Here is an 18877-nt window from a genome sequence, read left to right on the forward strand (position 1 = left end):
AAACTTCTGAAAAATTTACATTATTTTTTATTTTAGACTGATTTTGTCTGGTATAATTTAATTAAACTTCTATTAGAAGATTTTGAGAGTTTATGGTAGTTAAACTCCCCTGGCTGTGACAAAGAGCGTCGTAGTCATCCCTGTGGTGATGGGAATTTCTATTACCTTTTGAATTTAAAGTGGGTCCAGGGCGAAGCCCTCCACCTCTTTGGCTACAAGTACCGAAAAAGGTAAAAGAATTAAACGGGAACTTTAGAAAAGGAGTATTTCTGAAACTGAGTTTTTGAATTTAAAATGGGTCCAGGGCGAAGCCCTCTCCCCTTTTTCGTTAAAAGTACCGAAAAGTTGAAAGAATTAAATGGAAACTTTAGAAAAGGAACATTTCTGAAACTGAGTTTTTGAATTTAAAGTGGGTCCAAGGCGGAGCCCCCACCCTCCTTCGTTACAAGTACCGAAAAAGGTAAAAGAATTAAACGGGAACTTTAGAAAAGGAGTATTTCTGAAACTGAGTTTTTGAATTTAAAATGGGTCCAGGGCGGAGCCCTCTCCCCTTTTTCGTTAAAAGTACCGAAAAGTTGAAAGAATTAAATGGAAACTTTAGAAAAGGAACATTTCTGAAACTGAGTTTTTGAATTTAAAGTGGGTTCAGGGCGGAGCCCTCTCCCCTTCTTCGCTACAAGTACCGAAAAAGTTAAAAGAATTAAGAATTAGTGAAGATTAGAGCTATGAAGGTATTTTTGAAAAAATTTAAAACTAAAATATTGGCAAAACTTAGGTTTTGGAATTTCTAAAGTAAATAAAAGACAAAAAAATAGGAGGTAGTGTGATGAGTAATATCATCAAAAATGAAGTTTCTATAGTTTTATCTGGTGAAGCAGGTCAAGGTATTCAAACTATTGAGGAGTTATTAACATATATTCTTAAAAGAGAAGGATACTACGTTTTTGCTACTAAAGAATATATGTCAAGAATTAGAGGTGGAAGCAACTCTACAGAAATAAGGGTGAGTTCTAACCCAGTCAGAAGTTACGTTGATAGAATAGATATACTCATTCCACTAACTAAAAAGTCAGTCGATCATCTTGAGAAAAGAATTTCAGAAGAAACGCTGATTATTGCCGATAATGATTCTCTTAAACTTCAACACAAAAATCTTCTCAATGTTCCTATTATTTCTCTTGCTAATGAATTAGGAAATCTTATATATGCAAATATTGTTGCGGTTGGAGTTGTTTTAGGACTTTTTGGAATAAGTACAAAAACTATAGAAGATTATTTAAAAGAAATATTTGAAAGGAAAGGCAGTGAAATCGTCGAAGGTAATATAAAAGCAGCTTCAAGAGGATATAAAATAGGTAAAGAACTATATGATAAAGGTGAAGTAAGAGTAGACATAAAAAGTAATCAAGATTTAAAAGATGATTTACTAATAAGTGGAACTGATGCAGTTGCTCTTGGATCATTGGCAGGTGGTTGTAATTCTATTTTTGCCTACCCTATGACTCCAGGATCAGGAGTTTTAATAGATATGGCTAACTTTTCAAAAAAATTTGATATATTAGTTGAGCAAGCAGAAGATGAAATTGCTGCGATTAATATGGCAATAGGAGCATGGTATGCCGGATCAAGATCGATGGTTACTACTTCTGACGGAGGATTTGCTTTAATGGAAGAAGGCGTATCTTTAGCTGCTATGATTGAATCCCCTGTTGTCATTCACGTTGCTCAAAGGCCTGCACCAGCTACAGGGCTTCCCACAAGAACCGCTCAAGAAGGACTAAATTTAGTTATAAACGCTGGACATGGAGAATTTCCCAGGTTGGTTTTTGCTCCTGGAAACTTAGAACAAGCATTTTCTATAGCTCAAAAGGCATTTAATTTGGCTGATAAATATCAAATACCTGTTTTCATTCTGACAGACCAATATTTTGTTGATTCTTATTACAATGTAAAAAAGATGGATCTCTCGAAAATCCAAAATCAAAACTACATAGTTGAAACAGATGAGAATTATAAAAGATACGATCTCTCTAAAGCTGTTAATGGCGTTTCTCCTCGAGGCATTCCTAACTTTGGAAAAGGAATTGTTGTAGTTGATAGTGACGAACACGATGAGTTTGGACATATAACTGAGAATTTAGAAATAAGAGTTCAAATGGTCGAAAAAAGATTAAAAAAATTTGATGGAATGAAAGACGATTTTGTACAACCTGAATTAGTTGGAAACGATAGTTATAATTATTTGGTGGTATGTTGGGGTTCGAATTATAATGTTGTAAGAGAAGCCTTAGAAAAAATAGGGATAAATGATGTCGCTATGTTGCATTTTTCGCAAGTTTTTCCTATTCCTAAAGAATCTCTAAATTATTTTAAAAAAACTAAAAAAATAATAGATATTGAAAATAATGCTACAGGTCAGTTTGCTAAGTTACTAAGAGCAGAAATCGGTGTAAATGTTGACCATAAAATTCTAAAATACAACGGTATGCCATTCTCAGTCGAAGAACTAACATCAAAAATAAATGAAGTTATTGAGGGGGAATTATAATGACAGAAAGAAAAAATCTTTTTAATCTTGAAAATGAAAAAGAATTAGATATAGCATGGTGCCCTGGTTGTGGAAATTTTGGAATCCTTAATACTCTAAAAAAGGCTTTAGAAGAAATGGAAGAAATTACTCCTCAAAATTTAGTTTTGGTTTCAGGAATAGGTCAAGCAGCTAAAATCCCTCATTATTTTAAAAATAATACTTTCAATGGATTACACGGAAGGGCTCTTCCTGCAGCAGTAGCAATAAAAATAGCAAATCCCGAATTATATGTGATAGCCGAAAGTGGCGATGGAGATATGTATGGAGAAGGAGGCAATCATTTCATACATAATATTAGAAGAAATGTAGATATAACCAACATAGTACATGACAATAGAGTTTACGGTTTAACTAAAGGACAAGCTTCTCCAACTTCACAAAAGGGTATGGTTACGCCTGTTCAAGTAAATGGAGTTATATTAAATCCTTTTAATCCCATTGCTGTAGCAATTGCCAATGGAGCTACATTTGTAGCAAGAACTTTTGTAGGAGATATTCAGGGTACAAAAGAAATTATAAAAAAAGCTATAAGACACAAAGGGTACGCTTTGGTTGATTTGTTTCAACCTTGTGTGACCTTTAATAGAATCAATACCTACGAATGGTTTAAAGAACATACATACAAGTTGAACGAAGATTATGATCCTTCTAACAAGTTGAAAGCACTTGAAATAGCTTTTCAAGAAGATAAGCTCGCTTTAGGAGTAATTTATGAAGAACAAGGTAAACCAACTTTTGAAGAACAACTTTATATTTATAAAGAAAATAAAGAACCACTTTATAAACGAAGCATAGATTTAAACAAATTGGAAAGTTTTATAAATTCAATGAGATAAGAGGTGATAACATGGCATTAAAGGTAGGAGATATGGCTCCTAATTTTAAAGTAAAAGATCAAGATGGCAATGAGGTTTCTTTATCTGACTTTAACGGGAAAAAAGTATTACTTTCTTTTCACCCATTGGCATGGACAGGTGTTTGTGAAACACAAATGAAAAACTTAGACGTAAAATACGATGAATTTGAAAAGTACAATGTAGTACCTCTTGGCTTCAGTGTGGACCCCGTCCCGTCAAAGAAAGCATGGGCTGACAATTTAAAACTAAAAAAACTGAAATTAGTATCAGATTTCTGGCCACATGGTGAAGTTGCAAAAAAATACGATATATTCGATGAAAAAAATGGCTTTTCAAAAAGAGCAAACATTTTAGTAGATGAAAATGGTAAAATCGAGTTTATTAAAGTTTATGAATTAAGAGATCAGCCTGATTTAAACGAAATATTTAATTTTTTAAAAAAGTAAGAACAATATTAAATAGGCTTCAACAAATCAGTTGAAGCCTATTCTTCTCTTTAAGGAGTGATAGATCTGAAAGAACATATTTTTGTCTTTTTTACTATTATTCTTTTTTCACAAATAATTATAAGCCAAATAATCAATCCAGTCGTTTTTCCAAAAGGCGAACTTACTCTTTATCAAGATGATAAATATATTACTATTCCTATTGAAATTGCCGATACAGAAGAACTAAGAAGTTTAGGTTTAATGTATAGAGAAGATATTCCTCAAGATTATGGAATGCTTTTTATCTTTCCTACACCTGGTATTAGATCTTTTTGGATGAAAAATACTTATATTCCTCTTGATATAGCTTTTATAGATTCTGAAGAAAGAATTATCGATATTTTAACTATGGAACCTTGCATAAATGATCCATGTCCAATTTATATGATTTATAAACCTTTTAAATATGCCTTAGAAGTAAAATCTGGATTTTTTGAAAAACATGGTTTTACAAAAGGAGCAAAAATCACATGGATGAAAAGTGAATAAATTATAAACTTTAGAAATGAGGATTTTTTGAAAATGAACTTTTGAATTTATAACGAGTTCAGAATAGAACAATCTCCCCTTATTTCTGTATAAATATCAAATAAGTTAAAGAATTATCTAATTAGTCAAAATTAGAATTTTGGAGGTATTTTATAAAAAATTTAACATCAAAACACTGATAAAACTTAAGTTCTTGAGTTCCTAAAGCGAATATAAAAGGGAGTATTTTTAAAATGAGAAAAATCTTAATATCTGTTCTTATTATTTTGTTTGAAATTAATTTTATTTACGCAGCTAGCAAGGTCTTTGTGGGTGCTAAAGCGTTTACTTAAGGATATATTTTTCAAGCATAGTTTCTTTACTTTTACAAAAAAACGAAATTAAAGTGGAAGAAAAGGTTAATTTATCTTCGTTTCCTCAAACATTTATGATCCCCAGAAGTTATTTGAATTAGCGGCTCATGAAGACGTTGAAAAATACAGTATTATATGGTTAGAAATGATCAATTTTAATAATACATAATGTAGCCATGATTTACTCAACCGATGCCCAAATATTGCGTTTTGATTTGAAGATTTTAGAAGATGATAAAGCTTTTTTCCACATTACAATCCATCCGTGTTAGTTAGAAAAGAGGTTTTAGATAATAATTCGCAAATAAGAGACATATTAAAACCATTGACTTTGTATTTAAATGAGGATATAATTATAAGGTTGAACTATTTAGTTGATTATGAAGGTCTTGAACTCCAAACAGTTGCGAAGAATTATCTTAGAGGGTTAGGTTTAATTAAATAGAATATATTGAAGTGTATTGAGTGGAGGCGTGTTCCGAATTGGTTAAGGGGCCGGTCTCGAAAACCGGTGGGGTTTGTCCCCGTGTGGGTTCGAGTCCCACCGCCTCCGCCATTTTTTTAAGAACAATTTCGTAAAAATCCTTTGAGAATAATATTTTGAATTTAAAGTGGCCCAGAACATGGTCCCATTCTCCCTTAAAGTGTGGTGGGTTCAGCGAAAGCAGGGTAGGGCATATCTTTTGGTACAACTGCCGAATACCTAAAGAGATACTTTATATGGGCTTCTCCAATAAAACAAAATTGGGAATTTTTGTATGTAAAAATCGGTTAAAATCGATTACGCAATTGGAAAATTAACTAATAACAAGATAGAATTTTTTTAAAAAGGGGGTATTGGAGTTGTCAAATTTGATCAAAATCCATGATTTTTTAAAAAGTAAAATTAGTAGTGCTAAAGATGATTACGCTATCCCAAAAAGATGGATGCCAGCTGATTACAAAGGTAAAGTTAGACTCGAAGGAAGAAAATTTTTTGTTAACCCTTATGAATTTATTTCAAAAATTATCGATAAATTGGTAGATGAATCTGAAGAACAAAAAGATTATACTAAACCTTTATCTTTTATTTCAAATGAAAAAAAATCTGATTGGATAAAAACAAGTATAGTTTATGGAGCTCATGTTAGAGCTACATCGGCATATGTACACGATCAAAGTACGTTATTTGTTCCCATAGATGATAAGGGATACACCGAATCAGGTACTTTCTTAAAAATGTTGATTTTAATTCCTTACTTTTCCCAATACAATGTCGATTGTATTTATCTTCTTCCTATTACACAATCAAGTAATAAATTTAAAAAAGGAGAAGTAGGTTCGCCTTATTCGGTAAAAGATTTTTTTAAAGTTGAAAAGGATTATCATGATACTTTGTTAGAAAATCAATTTACCCCAGAAGAAGAATTTGCAGCTTTTGTTGAGGGAGCTCATAGAGCTGGCATGAAAGTAATGCTTGACTTTGTACCAAGAACGGCAGCAAGAGATAATAATTTAATAATCGAACACCCTGATTGGTTTTATTGGATAAATATTGATGATATGAACGATTTTGCTCCTCCAAAAGTTAAAGATTTGGGTTTTGTGCAACCAAGTGCTAAAAATTTGGAAATAATATATAATGATGAAGAAGTGAAAAAACATCTTAAAAAATTCGCATGGGATCCAAAAACAAAAGACCCTCAAAAATGGGAAAATTTTGTTGCTAAAAATAAAAATGATCCAGATTTCCTTGATAAAATCGCAAAGGAATTCAAAGTTATAACCGTTCCAGGATTTTCAGATTGGATTAACGATCCACAACCTGCTTGGGAAGATGTAACGTTTTTAAGACTATATCTTTCTCACCCTATGGAAGCTTTAAAGTATATTGATGAAAAAAACCAGCCCCCGTATGTTTTATTTGATGTAATAAAATCCAGTTTATTTCCAGGGGAAGTCAAAAATGAAGAGTTATGGGATTTAATAGCAAATATTATGCCCTATTATCAAAAGAATTTTGGTATTGATGGGGCAAGATTAGATATGGGACATGCTTTACCAAAAGAACTTGAGCACGAAATTATAAAAAGAGCTAAAGAATACGATCCTTCGTTTGTTATAATTGCTGAAGAGCTAAATATGGAAAATCATTTAAAAGCAAAAAATAGCGGGTATGACGGTATATTAGGAAATTCCTGGTGGGCTGAGCCGCGAATAAAAGAAGGAGAATTTAAAAAGTTCGTATCTGAAATAGCACCAAAATTAGTTATACCAACCTTTGCCGCAGCTGAGACGCCAGACACGCCACGAGCAGTTACAAGAGAGGGAAAAGAAATTTTTTCGAAACTGAGTGCGGTTGTTAATACTTTTCTTCCAAATGGAATCACTTTTATAAATTCAGGCTATGAAATATTTGAACCTCAACCTATGAACACGGGATTAGATGTAGAGAATCCAATTGAAGAAAAATTTAGAAATTTGCCATCAACAGACCAATTCTATGGAAAATTAGCTTTCTTTGATTGGTACGTTTTACATTGGGATACTGATCATCACATGGTTAAACTATTGACCTTGTTAGGTAGTTTAAAAGAAGAAGTTAAAGAAATCTTAAAAGATTCAAATAATTATCACTTTATTGATTTTTCTCCAAACTCTTTTGTAATGTTTTGGTGGAATGGTGAAAAGGGAATTATAGTTCCATTAAATACAGATTTTAATAATCCTTATTATTTTGATATAGATTTAGGCTATTATACGTGGAAAGGTTATCATAAAATCCATACAAAATTGGAAAATTATAGAAGAGGCGAAAGTTCTTGGGAAGTACACGATGCACATTTAAAGGTAACAATAAATCCTGGTGAAGCAAGAGTGTTTTTTGTAGAATAATATTATATACAAACAATATAAAAAGGGCGTTACCGCCCTTTTATTTTAACTTTGGAAAATTGAATTGATCAACTTCTTGCTTCTTTAAAAACTTCTGAAATTTCTTTTTACTTTCTTTCATGAGTTCATCTTGAACACTAATTATCTTCGATTTTTTTGGAGAAACTTTTAGGTACTCACCGGTTGGTTGCAGTTCTCGAGCTTTAAAATTGTCTTTTAAATAAAGTTGTAAAATATCAATGAGGTTTTGCTTTAAATTTTCTTGTTCTATAGGTATTAAAGTTTCTACTCTTCTTTCTAAATTCCTTGGCATCAAGTCTGCACTTGAAATAAATAATTTAGGATCCCCATTATTTTCAAAATAGTATATTCTGCTATGTTCCAAGTATCTTCCAACTATGCTTCTAACCTTTATATTATCGCTTATTCCTTTAATACCAACTTTTAAAGAGCATATGCCTCTTATTATCAGTTTTATATCTACTTTATTCATGGAAGCCTTATAAAGAACTTTAATGACATTTTTATCAAGAAGAGAATTGGCTTTTATGATTATTTTACCTTTTCCACCTTTTTTCGAAATTTCTATTTCATTTTCTATTAGTTTAATCAACATTTCTTTTAACGTTGTAGGAGCAACACTTAACTTTTTCCAGGTAGGAGGCCTAGAATATCCAGTTAGGACGTTAAACAATGCCGAAACATCTTGTGCATAGCTTTCTTTGCAAGTAAAAAAACCTATATCTTCATATAACCTTGTAGTAATATAGTTGTAATTACCCGTACTCATATGAATATATCTTTTTATACCACTTTCTTCTTTTCTCACGACCATCAAGAGTTTTGCGTGTACTTTCAATCCAACCAATCCGTATACAACGTGACATCCTGCTTTTTCTAATTCTTTTGCCCATTGAATATTATTTTCTTCATCAAAACGCGCTTTTACTTCAACTACAACCGTAACTTGCTTACCATTTTCAGCTGCTTTAATTAGATAGTCAATTATAGGGGATTTTTTTCCTACTCTATACAGAGTCTGTTTAATTGCTAAAACTTGAGGATCCTCACAAGCTTGTCTTAAAAATTCTACAACGTGCTCAAAACTTTCATAAGGATGATGTAAAAGAACATCTTTTTCAGAAATAATTTTAAAGATGTCTTCTTTTCCATAAAATTCTATCGAGGGTTGAGGTGAATAATGTTCATATTTAAGATGCTCATAACCCTCTAAATTAGAAATTTCCATCAAAGAACTAAGATCAAGAAAACTTGAAATTTCATAAACATTTTCCATTCGTACATTTAAAATATTTAATAAAAAATTTTTAAGATTTTTCCCCATATTCTTGGAAATTTCTAATTTAACTGGGAAACCTGTTCTTCTTTCCTTTAGGGAACTTTGTATTTCAATTAATAAATCTCGTGCATCATCTTCATCAATGGAAAAATCTCCATCTCTTGTGATACGAAATTCTGACATTTCAACAATTTTGTAACCACTGAAAAAAAGGCCGGAATATTTTTTAATCAAATCTTCTATCAAAAATAATTTTAAGCCGTTTTCCGAATTTAATTTTATAAACCTTGGAAAAATTGTGGGGACAGGGATAAAGGCAAACAATGTTTCACCTTTTTCATTTTGCAACTCCACTCCCAGGTTAACACCACTTCCTGGCAAAATAGGAAAAGGTCTACTCTGATCTACAGCCATTGGTGTAACAACGGGAAAAACTGTTGTTTTAAAATAACTATCTAAAAATTCTGTATCTTTTTCATCTAGTTCTTCTGATTTAAGCAATCTAATATTTTCTTTTTTAAGCAAAGGCAAGAGCTCATCAATTAAACACACGTATTGCATTTCCAACATTTTGTTTACTTTTTGAGATATTAAAATAAGCTGTTGGGTTGGAGTTAATCCTGAAATATCTAAACCGCTGTAAGAAGCTCTGACTTGTTCTTCCAATCCTGCAACCCTTATCATAAAAAATTCCTCAAGATTAGAAGAGGTAATTGCAAGAAATTTAAATCTCTCTAATAGCGGATTCTCCTTGTCATAAGCTTCTTCTAAAACTCTAAAATTGAAGTCTAACCAGCTTAATTCTCTATTTGTATATAAACTATAATCATCTAAGTCTACCTTTTTATCTTTTTCTTTCTTATTATTACTTTTAGCCATTAAATATTCTACCTTTCTATATAATTTTTTTCAGAACAGGTATTATACCAAAAACTTCTAAAAAGAAGTTATCTTTCCTTCTTAATGCCCATTCCTCTAACAAAGTTTCCTCTTTTGTATGAGTAATTATTATTAATTGATTATTTTTTAATTGAATTTCAAGATCCCCTAATTTCCTTTCGTGAGCTACATCTAAAGCATCCGCCAATCTTAAAATAGCTAACATTTTAGTAATGAGAATCTTATCCTGGTGTTCTTCAATCTGCTCTGAAAAATCGTCTATTTCCAAATCTTGGGCACTATGAAAGTAAGAAATCCTTGCCACAATATCCAATTCTTTACTGCTAAGACCTATTATTTCAGAACCTTTTATTATATTATAAGAATGGAGATAATGTTTTTTTATATTAACATATTTCCCAATATCATGCAAAATCGCCGCAACTTGTAAAAGTAATCTCTCTCTTTTTCCTAACTTATGAAGAAGTCTAAGAACATCGAATAATTTCAAAGCATATGTCTCGACTGTTTGACTATGTGTTTCTTCATAAAAATATTTTTCCCCAATATTTCTTGAAGAGATAATTGTACTTTTTTGTAATAAATTAAAGAATCTTCTATATCTTCTGTTTAAAAGTTTTTGGTATAACAAAGCTTTACTCAAACTTACTTCAGAAAAAACTAAAATATTTTCGGCATTTGAAACTTCTAATAATAACTTATAAAAAGCCAAAGCAGAGAGTACAGAGTTTGCTTTACTTTCAGAAATATTGTGTTCTTGCGATAACTCAGTTGCATTTTTTGATTTTAATTTATCAAAGAGTTTTTGAAACTCTTCATAAGAAATAAGCATAACTTTTCCTTTTTCTTTATTTAAAAGGCTTGATAAGAACTCAATTTCGTTTCCGGATGTAACAAAAGTTTTTATTTTCTTGTTATTTAACCATATTTTTATAGGTTGATAAAAAGTACTCAAATATTCTCTTATCAAATTACTGTAATAAAGTGCATTTTCTTCTAAGTCTTTGAGCATTTCAGATACTTTAACGGAACCAATCTTTATATTCTGTGAACTATCTATTAATCCCTTTGAATAAGTAGCCAAACCCATACTACCTGTACCAATATAAACAAATAATACATCATTTTTTCTATATCTTCTATTTTTTTCAAAGTTTCTTATTAATTCCATGTATATGTGAGACTTTTCTTCGTAATCATCTAAAACATCGATAACCAATCCTGTTTTTGTTTCTATCTGATCCAAAATGAAATCCAAATTTTCTGCTTCTCTTAAAGCAGTAGTACCAACTATAGTTAATTTATTGATTCCGTATCCTTCAGCAATTCTTTTAAAACCTAAAAGTTTTTTGCCTAAAACCTCTGTCTTTTCGAAAGTTATTCTCCCTAAAGAAAAAGTGTCCTTTCCCAATAACAAAGGATATTCTAAGCTTTCTATTATTTCTATGTCTTGTCCATTATCCTGTGCAATAAGTAAAGACAAATTTTCTGATCCAATATTTATTAAACCTGCAACCATTTTAACCACCAACTTTTTCTTTTACAAGGGCATAAGCTCCAAATAAGCAAGCATCGTCTCCCAACTTTGAAAGTTTAATTTCACATTTTTCAAAAATATGGGGAATAGAATAATTTCTTGCGTATTCAATAACAATTGGTAGTAATTTGTCTCCCAAAGATTCCATAACCCCGCCACCTAAGACGATAACATCAGGGTTCAACAAGTTAATTATTGAACCTGCGTTTATCCCAACATATTTAGCAGTTTCATTCATCACATCAACAACCAATTTATCGTTACTTTCATACGCATCTTTGAGGGTAGAACTTTTTATTATACCTACTAAGTCTGAATCCTTTATTTTTGTCTTTTCTCCCATTTTTTGTCTTCTGATTATCTCTCTTTGAATTGCTACTTTCGAAGATAAACTTTCAAGACAACCTCTCAAATTGCATCCACATAGAGGCCCTTGGGGATATACGTTCATATGACCTATTTCTGCAGCAAAATTAGTGGAACCATGATATAAAGAATTATTTAAAATCAAACCACCACCTATACCTGTTCCAATAAAATATCCTACAGCGTTTTCAGCTCCTTTCGCACTTCCGAATTTCCATTCACCGTACATACTTGCATTTGCATCGTTTTCAACAACCGTTTCTATCTTATATTCGTTCTTAACAAATTGTTCCAAATTAAAGTTATTCAAAGGCATGTTAGGTGTAAAACTTATTTTCCCTTTTTCAATAACTCCAGGTACACCTATTCCAATACCTTTTACATCTTTTGCTGATTCAAACAAGGAGTTTAAAACCTTTTTTAGTTGATCTATAACCTTTTCTTTTCCTTTGGTAGTTTTGGAACTCTTTTTTTCCGTTTTTATCTTTTTACCTTTATCGTCAAATAAAGATCCTAAAATTTTTGTTCCACCTATATCTATTCCTATCCAATTACTCACCTTTTTCACCCTTTCTAATTTATTGAAAGATATATTTTAATTAAAATTCTAAAAATATAAATTCGTTAATATATTAGTCACTTTAATATTTATTTCTTTTTCGTTTTCTAAAAGTTTCTCATCTATTTCAGCAATTAATTTTGGAAGTTTATCTACCTTGAATTTTTTTGATACCCGTTTTTTAAGAACTACCAAATCATGGTGAGTACCTAAAATATCCTGAACTTCTTTAAACATATTTTCTTCTTCTAAAGTTTTACCTCTTAATGATCCTAACATTTCAACTTTATATCTTAAATCTTTAACTTTGATTCTTATTTTGTGCAACTGTTTATCATCAGTTTTATCAGCTTTTTGAAAGTCTCCGTAAGTTTCTTTAATCTCCTGAACATAAAGGTTAATGAAAAATGGATCACCTATCTCAAAACCGGCGACGAAATCATAAGTTAACAAAGCTAAACTATATTCCAAATCTTTTTTCATAGATGAATAGTCAAACGAACTCAAATAATCTTTAATCTTTTTTGTGTTTTCATATAACTTCTCTTTAAAATATGAATATACCTTATTTTCTGTTTCTTTAAATTTTTTTAGATACATTAAATGAACATAATAATCTCTTGCTTTGCTACTCTTTTTTAGAATTTCTTTTACATTTTTGTAGATCTGATTTGGAAGTTCGTGTTTTGAATAATTTTGCAAAAAATTTAAAATAGTCTCCATCCGCCTACACGACGTTCTTAGATCATGAAGACTATCTCCATTCTCACCTTCTATAACTAAAGAAAAGTTTTCTAAAAGGTACCCTTTTATTGTTTCAAAATATTTAATATATTCTTTCAAAAAGATCCATGGATTTGACGAAATATCGTTTAAAATTCGAGAGACTTCGGATCTACCATCCACTTTATTTTACCTTTCCCTGATAAGATATCATCAAAAGAATCTCCTTCAATGCAAACAGCTCCTGCCTTTCTTAAATGCGTATCGTTTCCTGTCAGTTTTTGTAAAAGTTCTTCCAAAGTTGGATTATGACCAACTATAACTACATTATTGTATCCTTTAAGGATTTCTGAGAGCCTTTCAATTATTTCTTCAACTTCTCCACCATATAATAGTTCTTCTTCGAAAAGCTTTGCTTTGGAGTTAGAATATTTAGAAAAAATTTCAGCAGTTTCTTTTGCTCTAACTGCAGGAGAAGTAACTATGAGATCCACTTTCTTTAAAATTTTACCTACATATTCTGATACTTCTTTAGCATTTTTATTGCCCTTTTTGGTTAATCTTCTTTCAAAATCATCAATTTCACTTGACCTTTTTTCAGCTTTTGCATGCCTAAATAAGATTAATCTCTTCATATGTTTGTGCTTTAGAAAATGAAGCACTTCCTCCTTTCCTTTTTTGTATATCCACTTTAGAAATTCCAAAATCCTTATTATATTTATATTTTAGCGTTGATTTTTTACAAAATACCTCCCCGCTTCTAATCCTTACTAATTCCTAATTTATTTACCTTTTTCGGTACTCGTACCGAGAGAGGGTGGAAAGGGCTCCGCCCTGGACCCATTTTAATTCAAATGCTTATTTTCTAAAATCTTTATTTATAAATTGCTTCTGCAATTCTAATTTTGGCAAATTAATTATTTTTTTAAGTTCTTAGGTACGCATAGCTAAGGAGAAAGGGGAGGGCTACGCCCTGGACCCATTTTAAATTCAAATGCTTATTTTTAGAAAATTCTCATTTCTAAAGTACATAGTAATAAAATACTCACTTTAGAAATTCCAAAATTCAAAGTTTTATTTTTAGAAACGCTTCTTTTCTAAAGTCCCTATTTTTTGTATACTATCTTTTATAAATATTGTTAGTTAAAATTATACTACAAAAAAATTTCTTTTCCAACATTAAGTATTGTTTTATAAAATTTTAGATGCTAAAACATCAAAGATTTGATATAATATATCATTATTATTATTAAATTCTTTTTTTGTTTAGGCAATTTAGAAATCGAACTAGACCAAGTTCATTTCTCAAAGACAGTTCCAAAAATTTTAAAGACAGTATATTCCATTACAACGGAGGTGTTATTGTGGATTGGTTGCCTATTTTGGGGGTTTTAATTGTCGTACTAGGTTTAGCATTGGGTAGTAAATTTAACGTAAACCCATTGATTTCTGTTCTTTTGGGTGGTTTTGTTTCTGGGCTACTTGGAGGGTTAAGCGTTTTAGAGATTTTAGAAATCATTGGTACTTCTTTTATCTCAAACAGAACCATGATACTTTTTTTAATCATGATCCCTGCTATAGGTATTACAGAGAGACATGGATTAATGGAACAAATGGCACATTTAATTTCGAAGTTAAAAGCTGCCACACCTGGGAGAATTGCGTATATATATCAACTGATACGAGAGTTTATAGTAGCTATAGGAATTAATATTGCTGGGCAAGTCGCCTTTGTTAGACCTATTATATACCCAATGGCAAGAGGTTCTTTGGGAAACAAAGAGATTTCAGAAGATGATGAAGAGCAAATAAAAGCCATGTCTGCCGCTGCAGACAACTTTGGTAACTTTTTTGCTCAAAATGTATTCCCCGCTGCAGCAGGTTTGTTATTAATCCAAGGCGTCATGCGAGAAATGGGATACGAACTAACTTTAACTTCTTTGTCAAGGGCAGCTGTTCCAATAGCGATAATAGCAGCTGTATATGGATTTTTCTATTATACTATTTTAGATAGAAGATTTAAAAAGGGGGAAAATAAATGAAAAATTTTCTTACTTCAAACAATACTTTAGAAATCTTTTATATTATTATTGGATTATTCTTATTATATTATGCGTATCTAACTTGGAAAGACAAAGAACACCAAGCAAAAATAGGTACAATTATTTTTTGGGTTATTCTTGCAATTTTGTTTATTTTTGGTAGATGGCTTCCTCCATCTGTTTCAGGAGTATTAGTTGTTATAATAGCTATTGATGCTGGTTTAGGTAAAATTGGAAAAGGAAAATACTTTTCAACTTCTAAAGAATTTAGAGAAAAGAGAAGAAAAGAACTTGGAAACAAATTACTTATTCCTATTTTAGTAATTTCCGGAATGGCTATTTTATTTGCCATTATAGGTTGGAATCCACTAATAGGATTGGGCTTCGGTAGTTTAATCGCTTTAGTGTTGAATAAGTTTTATATTCCAAAAGAATCTTTAGAACATATATTAGATGCGGGTCGATCATCAAGCGATGCTATCGGTTGGGCATTAGTACTTCCTCCTTTTTTGGCTGCTTTAGGAGCTTTGTTTAACAGAGCAGGTGTTGGACAAATCATAGCATCATGGATTCAAGCAATTTTCCCAGTCGAAAATCTTTTCTGGGCAATTTTTGCATACGCTTTTGGTATGGCAATTTTTACAATCATAATGGGCAATGCTTTTGCAGCATTTGCAGTAATTACTTCAAGTATAGGAATACCTATAGTCATACAAATGCATGGAGCCGATCCTGCAACTATCGCAGTTCTTGCCATGACAGCTGGATATTGTGGAACACTATTAACCCCAATGGCTGCCAATTTTAACATTGTCCCAGGCGCTTTGTTGGAAATGAAAAACAAATATAGAATAATTAAGATACAAGCAACAATGGCGATTCTTATATGGGTAACTCATTTGCTTGTTATGTATATCATGGCTTTCTAATGTATGAACTTTAGAAATGAGAGTTTTCAGCAAATAATCTTTTGAATTTAGAGTGGGTTGAGGGCGGAGCCCTCTCCCCCTTCCTTAGCTACAAGTACCAAAAAGCTAAAAGAATTAAATCGAAACTTTAGAAATGGAGCGTTCTTAAAAACAAACTTTTGAATTTAAAAGGGTTTAGGGCAGAGCCCTCCCCCTTTTTCTTCGTTACACTTAGCAAAAAAAGTTAAAAAATATATATTTAATAAGAATTAGATTTTTAGAGATTTTAGAAATGGAAATTTTCTAAAGTCAAATTTTAAAGTGAGTAAATTTCTTACAAGGAGGATAAAATATGAAAATATTAATAACAGGTTTTGAACCTTTTGGTGGAGATAAAATCAATCCAACAGAAAAAATAGTAAATGCTTTAAAAAATGAAAAAATAGAAAACGTAGAGATATTTACAAAAGTTTTACCTGTAGTATTTAAAAAGGCAGATGAAATTTTGGTAGACATGTTAAATGAAATTAAACCAGAAATATCCTTACATTTAGGTTTAGCTGCAGGAAGAAGTGGAATAAGTTTAGAAAGAGTTGCTTTAAACTTAATGGATGCTAGAATACCAGATAATGAAGGTTATCAACCACAAGATGTTCAAATTAGAAAAGATGGTGCAAATGCATATTTTTCCAAACTATCTATCAAAAAAATAGTAAATGACTTAAGAAAAGAAGGAATTCCTTCAGTTATTTCAAATACTGCGGGATTATATGTATGCAATGAAGTAATGTATATAAGTCTATACCATTCAGAAAAATTTGGTTTTCCACGAAAAACTGGTTTCATACATGTTCCTTATCTTCCCGAACAAGTTGTCGAAAAGTTCTCATATACTGGCCAAAATGTGCCAAGTATTTCTTTTGATTTACAATTAAAAGCCGTAAAGTTAATAATTAAAGAAACGTTACAAGAATTTGAAAAACCATGTTAATAAGGGCTTAGAGATGAAGTGATTCTAAAAATAAGCGTTTGAATTTATAATGAGTTTAGGATGGTGGTTAATATTGATCAAAGTTAGTAAAGAAAATACTATATTTGCTTTTTCTTCCAAAAAAGAGCCAGTAATTACGGTTAAGCCTAAGGAAAAAATAATTATAGAAACCATGGATGCTTTAAGCGATGAAATACATTCCGAAGATCAACCATTTGAGGCTATTGACTGGGAAAAAGTAAATCCTGCTACAGGCCCTATCTTTGTAGAAGGTGCGAAGCCAGGAGATGTCTTAGAAGTAAAAATAGAAAAAATTATTATCACAAGAGATTATGGGGTAATGCTAACAGGAAAAGATATGGGCGTTTTAGGAGAACGTTTTAATAAAAACTACATAAAAATAGTACCCATAAAAAACGATAAAGCGTATTTATATGATTATGAAATCCCGATAAATCCTATGATAGGAGTTATAGGTACCGCTCCGAAAGAAGATGAAATACCTTGTGGAACACCTGGAGAACATGGTGGAAACATGGATTGTAAGGTTATTAAAGAAGGATCGATCGTTTATCTTCCTGTCAATGTTGAAGGAGCTTTATTTGCTTTAGGAGACCTTCATGCTGCAATGGGTGATGGTGAAGTTTGTGTAACAGGAATAGAAGTTCCTGCAGAAGTCACAGTTTCTTTCAATATCTTAAAAAATAAAAATTGGAGTTTGCCTATAATAAAAACCGAAGACCAGATTTATACCGTTGCTTCCAAAATGTCTTTAGATGAAGCTGCAAAAAAAGCTACAATAAATATGGTTACATTTTTATCTCACGAATATAATCTATCAGAAGAAAAAGCTATGTTTTTATTAAGTGTGGTGGGAAATTTACAAATCTGTCAAATAGTTGATCCTTTAAAAACTGTAAGAATGGAAATGCCTTTAGAAATTCTTAATTGAAAAGGAGAATAACGTAGTGACCGCTTTAATAAATTTTGTAATAATAGCTCTTTTAGGAAATATATCAAGAAAATTTGTCCCTAAAAATACTGGAGACGTCCTATCCACAATTATAATAAATTTTACGCTTCCAATGAACGTTTTTCTAGGTATAATGTCGTCTCCCGTTGATTTTTCAAAATTCTTTTTTGTTCTTATAGGATTTATTGCTGGGTTATTAATATTCTTTGTCGGTAATATCTTGATTAAACTTTTAAAAATTCAAGACAAAAGAATAAGTACCGTAATATTATTATCTTTTTGTGGACTTAATATAGGTCTTTTTATGTATCCTTTGGCGGAGATGTTATGGGGTATCCAATCTATAACATATTTTGCTTTATATGACTTAGGTAATAGTTTTATTATATTTGGCATAGGAAAATCTGTGGCCGAAGGCAAAAAAGGCAAGTTTAAACTTTTAGATGTAATAAAATTTCCTCCTTTTATTGCAATGATAATTGCATTTGCGTTAAGCTGGATAGGAATCAATATTCCTTCACTGATACTTTCTCCAATGATTGTAATAAAAGAAGCAAACAACTTTTTGATTCTCTATTTAGTTGGATTTTATTTTAATATATTGTCTATAAAAACTCACAAAAAAATTCTAACTATTTCTATACTTGCAAAATACTCCATAAGTTTAATAATTTCTTTAACTACATTATTAATCCCTGTAAGTAGCCAATTAGAAAGAATTTCTCTTTTTATTTCACCTATGCTTCCCACGGCAATAATGGCTATTGTTTATTCTGTAAAAAACAATTACGATTCTGAACTGGCTAGTAGTTTTGTAAGTATTACCATGCTGATTTCTTTTATAATTATTTTCATTGTAAATGCAATAGTGGGATTCTAATAAGGTTATCAATTTTCCTTTTGAAAAGGAAATTAAAGCTAATTCTA

The 18877-nt window shown here is 31.1% G+C and carries 15 protein-coding genes, 1 tRNA gene and 1 pseudogene; 12 read left to right on the forward strand and 5 right to left on the reverse strand.

Features of this window, described 5'->3' with window-relative positions; translation table 11 throughout:
* Nucleotides 1–826 precede the first annotated feature (826 nt).
* From X924_RS04745 to X924_RS04775, 7 genes and pseudogenes are all read left to right on the forward strand, one after another.
* Entirely contained in the window at nt 827–2548 is a 1722-nt protein-coding gene (locus X924_RS04745) for a 2-oxoacid:acceptor oxidoreductase subunit alpha (RefSeq protein ID WP_121957800.1), read from the forward strand.
* The gene (locus X924_RS04750) at nt 2548–3426 is read left to right on the forward strand and encodes a thiamine pyrophosphate-dependent enzyme (protein WP_121957801.1); all 879 of its coding nucleotides are present in this window, start codon (nt 2548–2550) and stop codon (nt 3424–3426) included. Before X924_RS04745 ends, X924_RS04750 begins: the two co-directional genes overlap by 1 nt.
* An 11-nt stretch (nt 3427–3437) precedes the next feature.
* The gene (locus X924_RS04755) at nt 3438–3893 is read left to right on the forward strand and encodes a redoxin domain-containing protein (protein ID WP_121957802.1); all 456 of its coding nucleotides are present in this window, start codon (nt 3438–3440) and stop codon (nt 3891–3893) included.
* Nucleotides 3894–3950: 57 nt separating this feature from the next.
* A complete protein-coding gene (locus X924_RS04760; protein WP_233186580.1) occupies nt 3951–4424 on the forward strand; it encodes a DUF192 domain-containing protein in 474 nt (157 codons plus the stop codon).
* 529 nt (nt 4425–4953) lie between these two features.
* Nucleotides 4954–5222 (forward strand): annotated as a pseudogene (locus tag X924_RS10475) (glycine betaine ABC transporter substrate-binding protein).
* Nucleotides 5223–5244: 22 nt separating this feature from the next.
* Nucleotides 5245–5333: transfer RNA gene (locus tag X924_RS04770), tRNA-Ser, on the forward strand.
* Between the two features lie 287 nt (nt 5334–5620).
* On the forward strand, nt 5621–7651 hold the full coding sequence (locus X924_RS04775; RefSeq protein ID WP_121957803.1) for an alpha-amylase family glycosyl hydrolase: 2031 nt from the start codon (nt 5621–5623) through the stop codon (nt 7649–7651).
* Nucleotides 7652–7691: 40 nt separating this feature from the next.
* Here X924_RS04775 and ppk1 read toward each other — a convergent pair whose 3' ends face one another.
* The 5 genes from ppk1 to sixA are packed head-to-tail and all read right to left on the reverse strand — an operon-like array spanning nt 7692 to nt 13698.
* Nucleotides 7692–9830 (reverse strand): polyphosphate kinase 1, encoded by a 2139-nt coding sequence (gene ppk1, locus X924_RS04780; protein WP_121957804.1) that lies wholly within the window; start codon nt 9828–9830, stop codon nt 7692–7694.
* A 16-nt stretch (nt 9831–9846) separates the two neighbouring features.
* Nucleotides 9847–11370, reverse strand: a complete 1524-nt coding sequence (locus X924_RS04785; RefSeq protein ID WP_121957805.1) for an HD domain-containing protein — start codon at nt 11368–11370, stop codon at nt 9847–9849.
* A 1-nt stretch (nt 11371) separates the two neighbouring features.
* Nucleotides 11372–12313 carry an ROK family protein gene (locus X924_RS04790; RefSeq protein ID WP_158245317.1) on the reverse strand — a complete coding sequence of 314 codons (942 nt, stop codon included), beginning with the start codon at nt 12311–12313 and terminating at the stop codon, nt 11372–11374.
* Between the two features lie 48 nt (nt 12314–12361).
* Nucleotides 12362–13219 carry a CHAD domain-containing protein gene (locus tag X924_RS04795; RefSeq protein WP_121957807.1) on the reverse strand — a complete coding sequence of 286 codons (858 nt, stop codon included), beginning with the start codon at nt 13217–13219 and terminating at the stop codon, nt 12362–12364.
* Nucleotides 13186–13698: a phosphohistidine phosphatase SixA gene (gene sixA, locus X924_RS04800; protein WP_146255669.1), complete on the reverse strand. Its 513-nt coding sequence runs from the start codon at nt 13696–13698 to the stop codon at nt 13186–13188. Before sixA ends, X924_RS04795 begins: the two co-directional genes overlap by 34 nt.
* A gap of 702 nt (nt 13699–14400) precedes the next feature.
* Here sixA and X924_RS04805 point away from each other — a divergent pair.
* The 5 genes from X924_RS04805 (at nt 14401) to X924_RS04825 (ending at nt 18830) form a co-directional block, all read left to right on the forward strand.
* Complete coding sequence (locus X924_RS04805) at nt 14401–15078, forward strand: 5-oxoproline transporter, DUF969 family subunit (RefSeq protein WP_158245318.1); 678 nt, start codon at nt 14401–14403, stop codon at nt 15076–15078.
* On the forward strand, nt 15075–16007 hold the full coding sequence (locus X924_RS04810) for a DUF979 domain-containing protein (protein WP_121957810.1): 933 nt from the start codon (nt 15075–15077) through the stop codon (nt 16005–16007). The genes X924_RS04805 and X924_RS04810 overlap by 4 nt, the downstream gene beginning before the upstream one ends.
* A 331-nt stretch (nt 16008–16338) precedes the next feature.
* A complete protein-coding gene (locus X924_RS04815) occupies nt 16339–16977 on the forward strand; it encodes a pyroglutamyl-peptidase I (RefSeq protein WP_121957811.1) in 639 nt (212 codons plus the stop codon).
* 73 nt (nt 16978–17050) lie between these two features.
* Nucleotides 17051–17929 carry an acetamidase/formamidase family protein gene (locus X924_RS04820; RefSeq protein WP_121957812.1) on the forward strand — a complete coding sequence of 293 codons (879 nt, stop codon included), beginning with the start codon at nt 17051–17053 and terminating at the stop codon, nt 17927–17929.
* Nucleotides 17930–17945: 16 nt separating this feature from the next.
* A complete protein-coding gene (locus X924_RS04825) occupies nt 17946–18830 on the forward strand; it encodes an AEC family transporter (RefSeq protein ID WP_121957813.1) in 885 nt (294 codons plus the stop codon).
* Nucleotides 18831–18877 lie beyond the last annotated feature (47 nt).

Source organism: Petrotoga sp. 9PWA.NaAc.5.4 (genome assembly GCF_002895485.1).
Classification (GTDB): domain Bacteria; phylum Thermotogota; class Thermotogae; order Petrotogales; family Petrotogaceae; genus AZRK01.

What these genes read in the sequence shown, in the direction of transcription:
- X924_RS04745 (WP_121957800.1), top strand. Translation starts at nt 827, where the DNA reads ATGAGTAATATCATCAAAAATGAAGTTTCTATAGTTTTATCTGGTGAA.
- X924_RS04750 (WP_121957801.1), top strand. Translation starts at nt 2,548, where the DNA reads ATGACAGAAAGAAAAAATCTTTTTAATCTTGAAAATGAAAAAGAATTA.
- X924_RS04755 (WP_121957802.1), top strand. Translation starts at nt 3,438, where the DNA reads ATGGCATTAAAGGTAGGAGATATGGCTCCTAATTTTAAAGTAAAAGAT.
- ppk1 (WP_121957804.1), bottom strand. Translation starts at nt 9,830, where the DNA reads ATGGCTAAAAGTAATAATAAGAAAGAAAAAGATAAAAAGGTAGACTTA.
- X924_RS04785 (WP_121957805.1), bottom strand. Translation starts at nt 11,370, where the DNA reads ATGGTTGCAGGTTTAATAAATATTGGATCAGAAAATTTGTCTTTACTT.
- X924_RS04810 (WP_121957810.1), top strand. Translation starts at nt 15,075, where the DNA reads ATGAAAAATTTTCTTACTTCAAACAATACTTTAGAAATCTTTTATATT.
- X924_RS04815 (WP_121957811.1), top strand. Translation starts at nt 16,339, where the DNA reads ATGAAAATATTAATAACAGGTTTTGAACCTTTTGGTGGAGATAAAATC.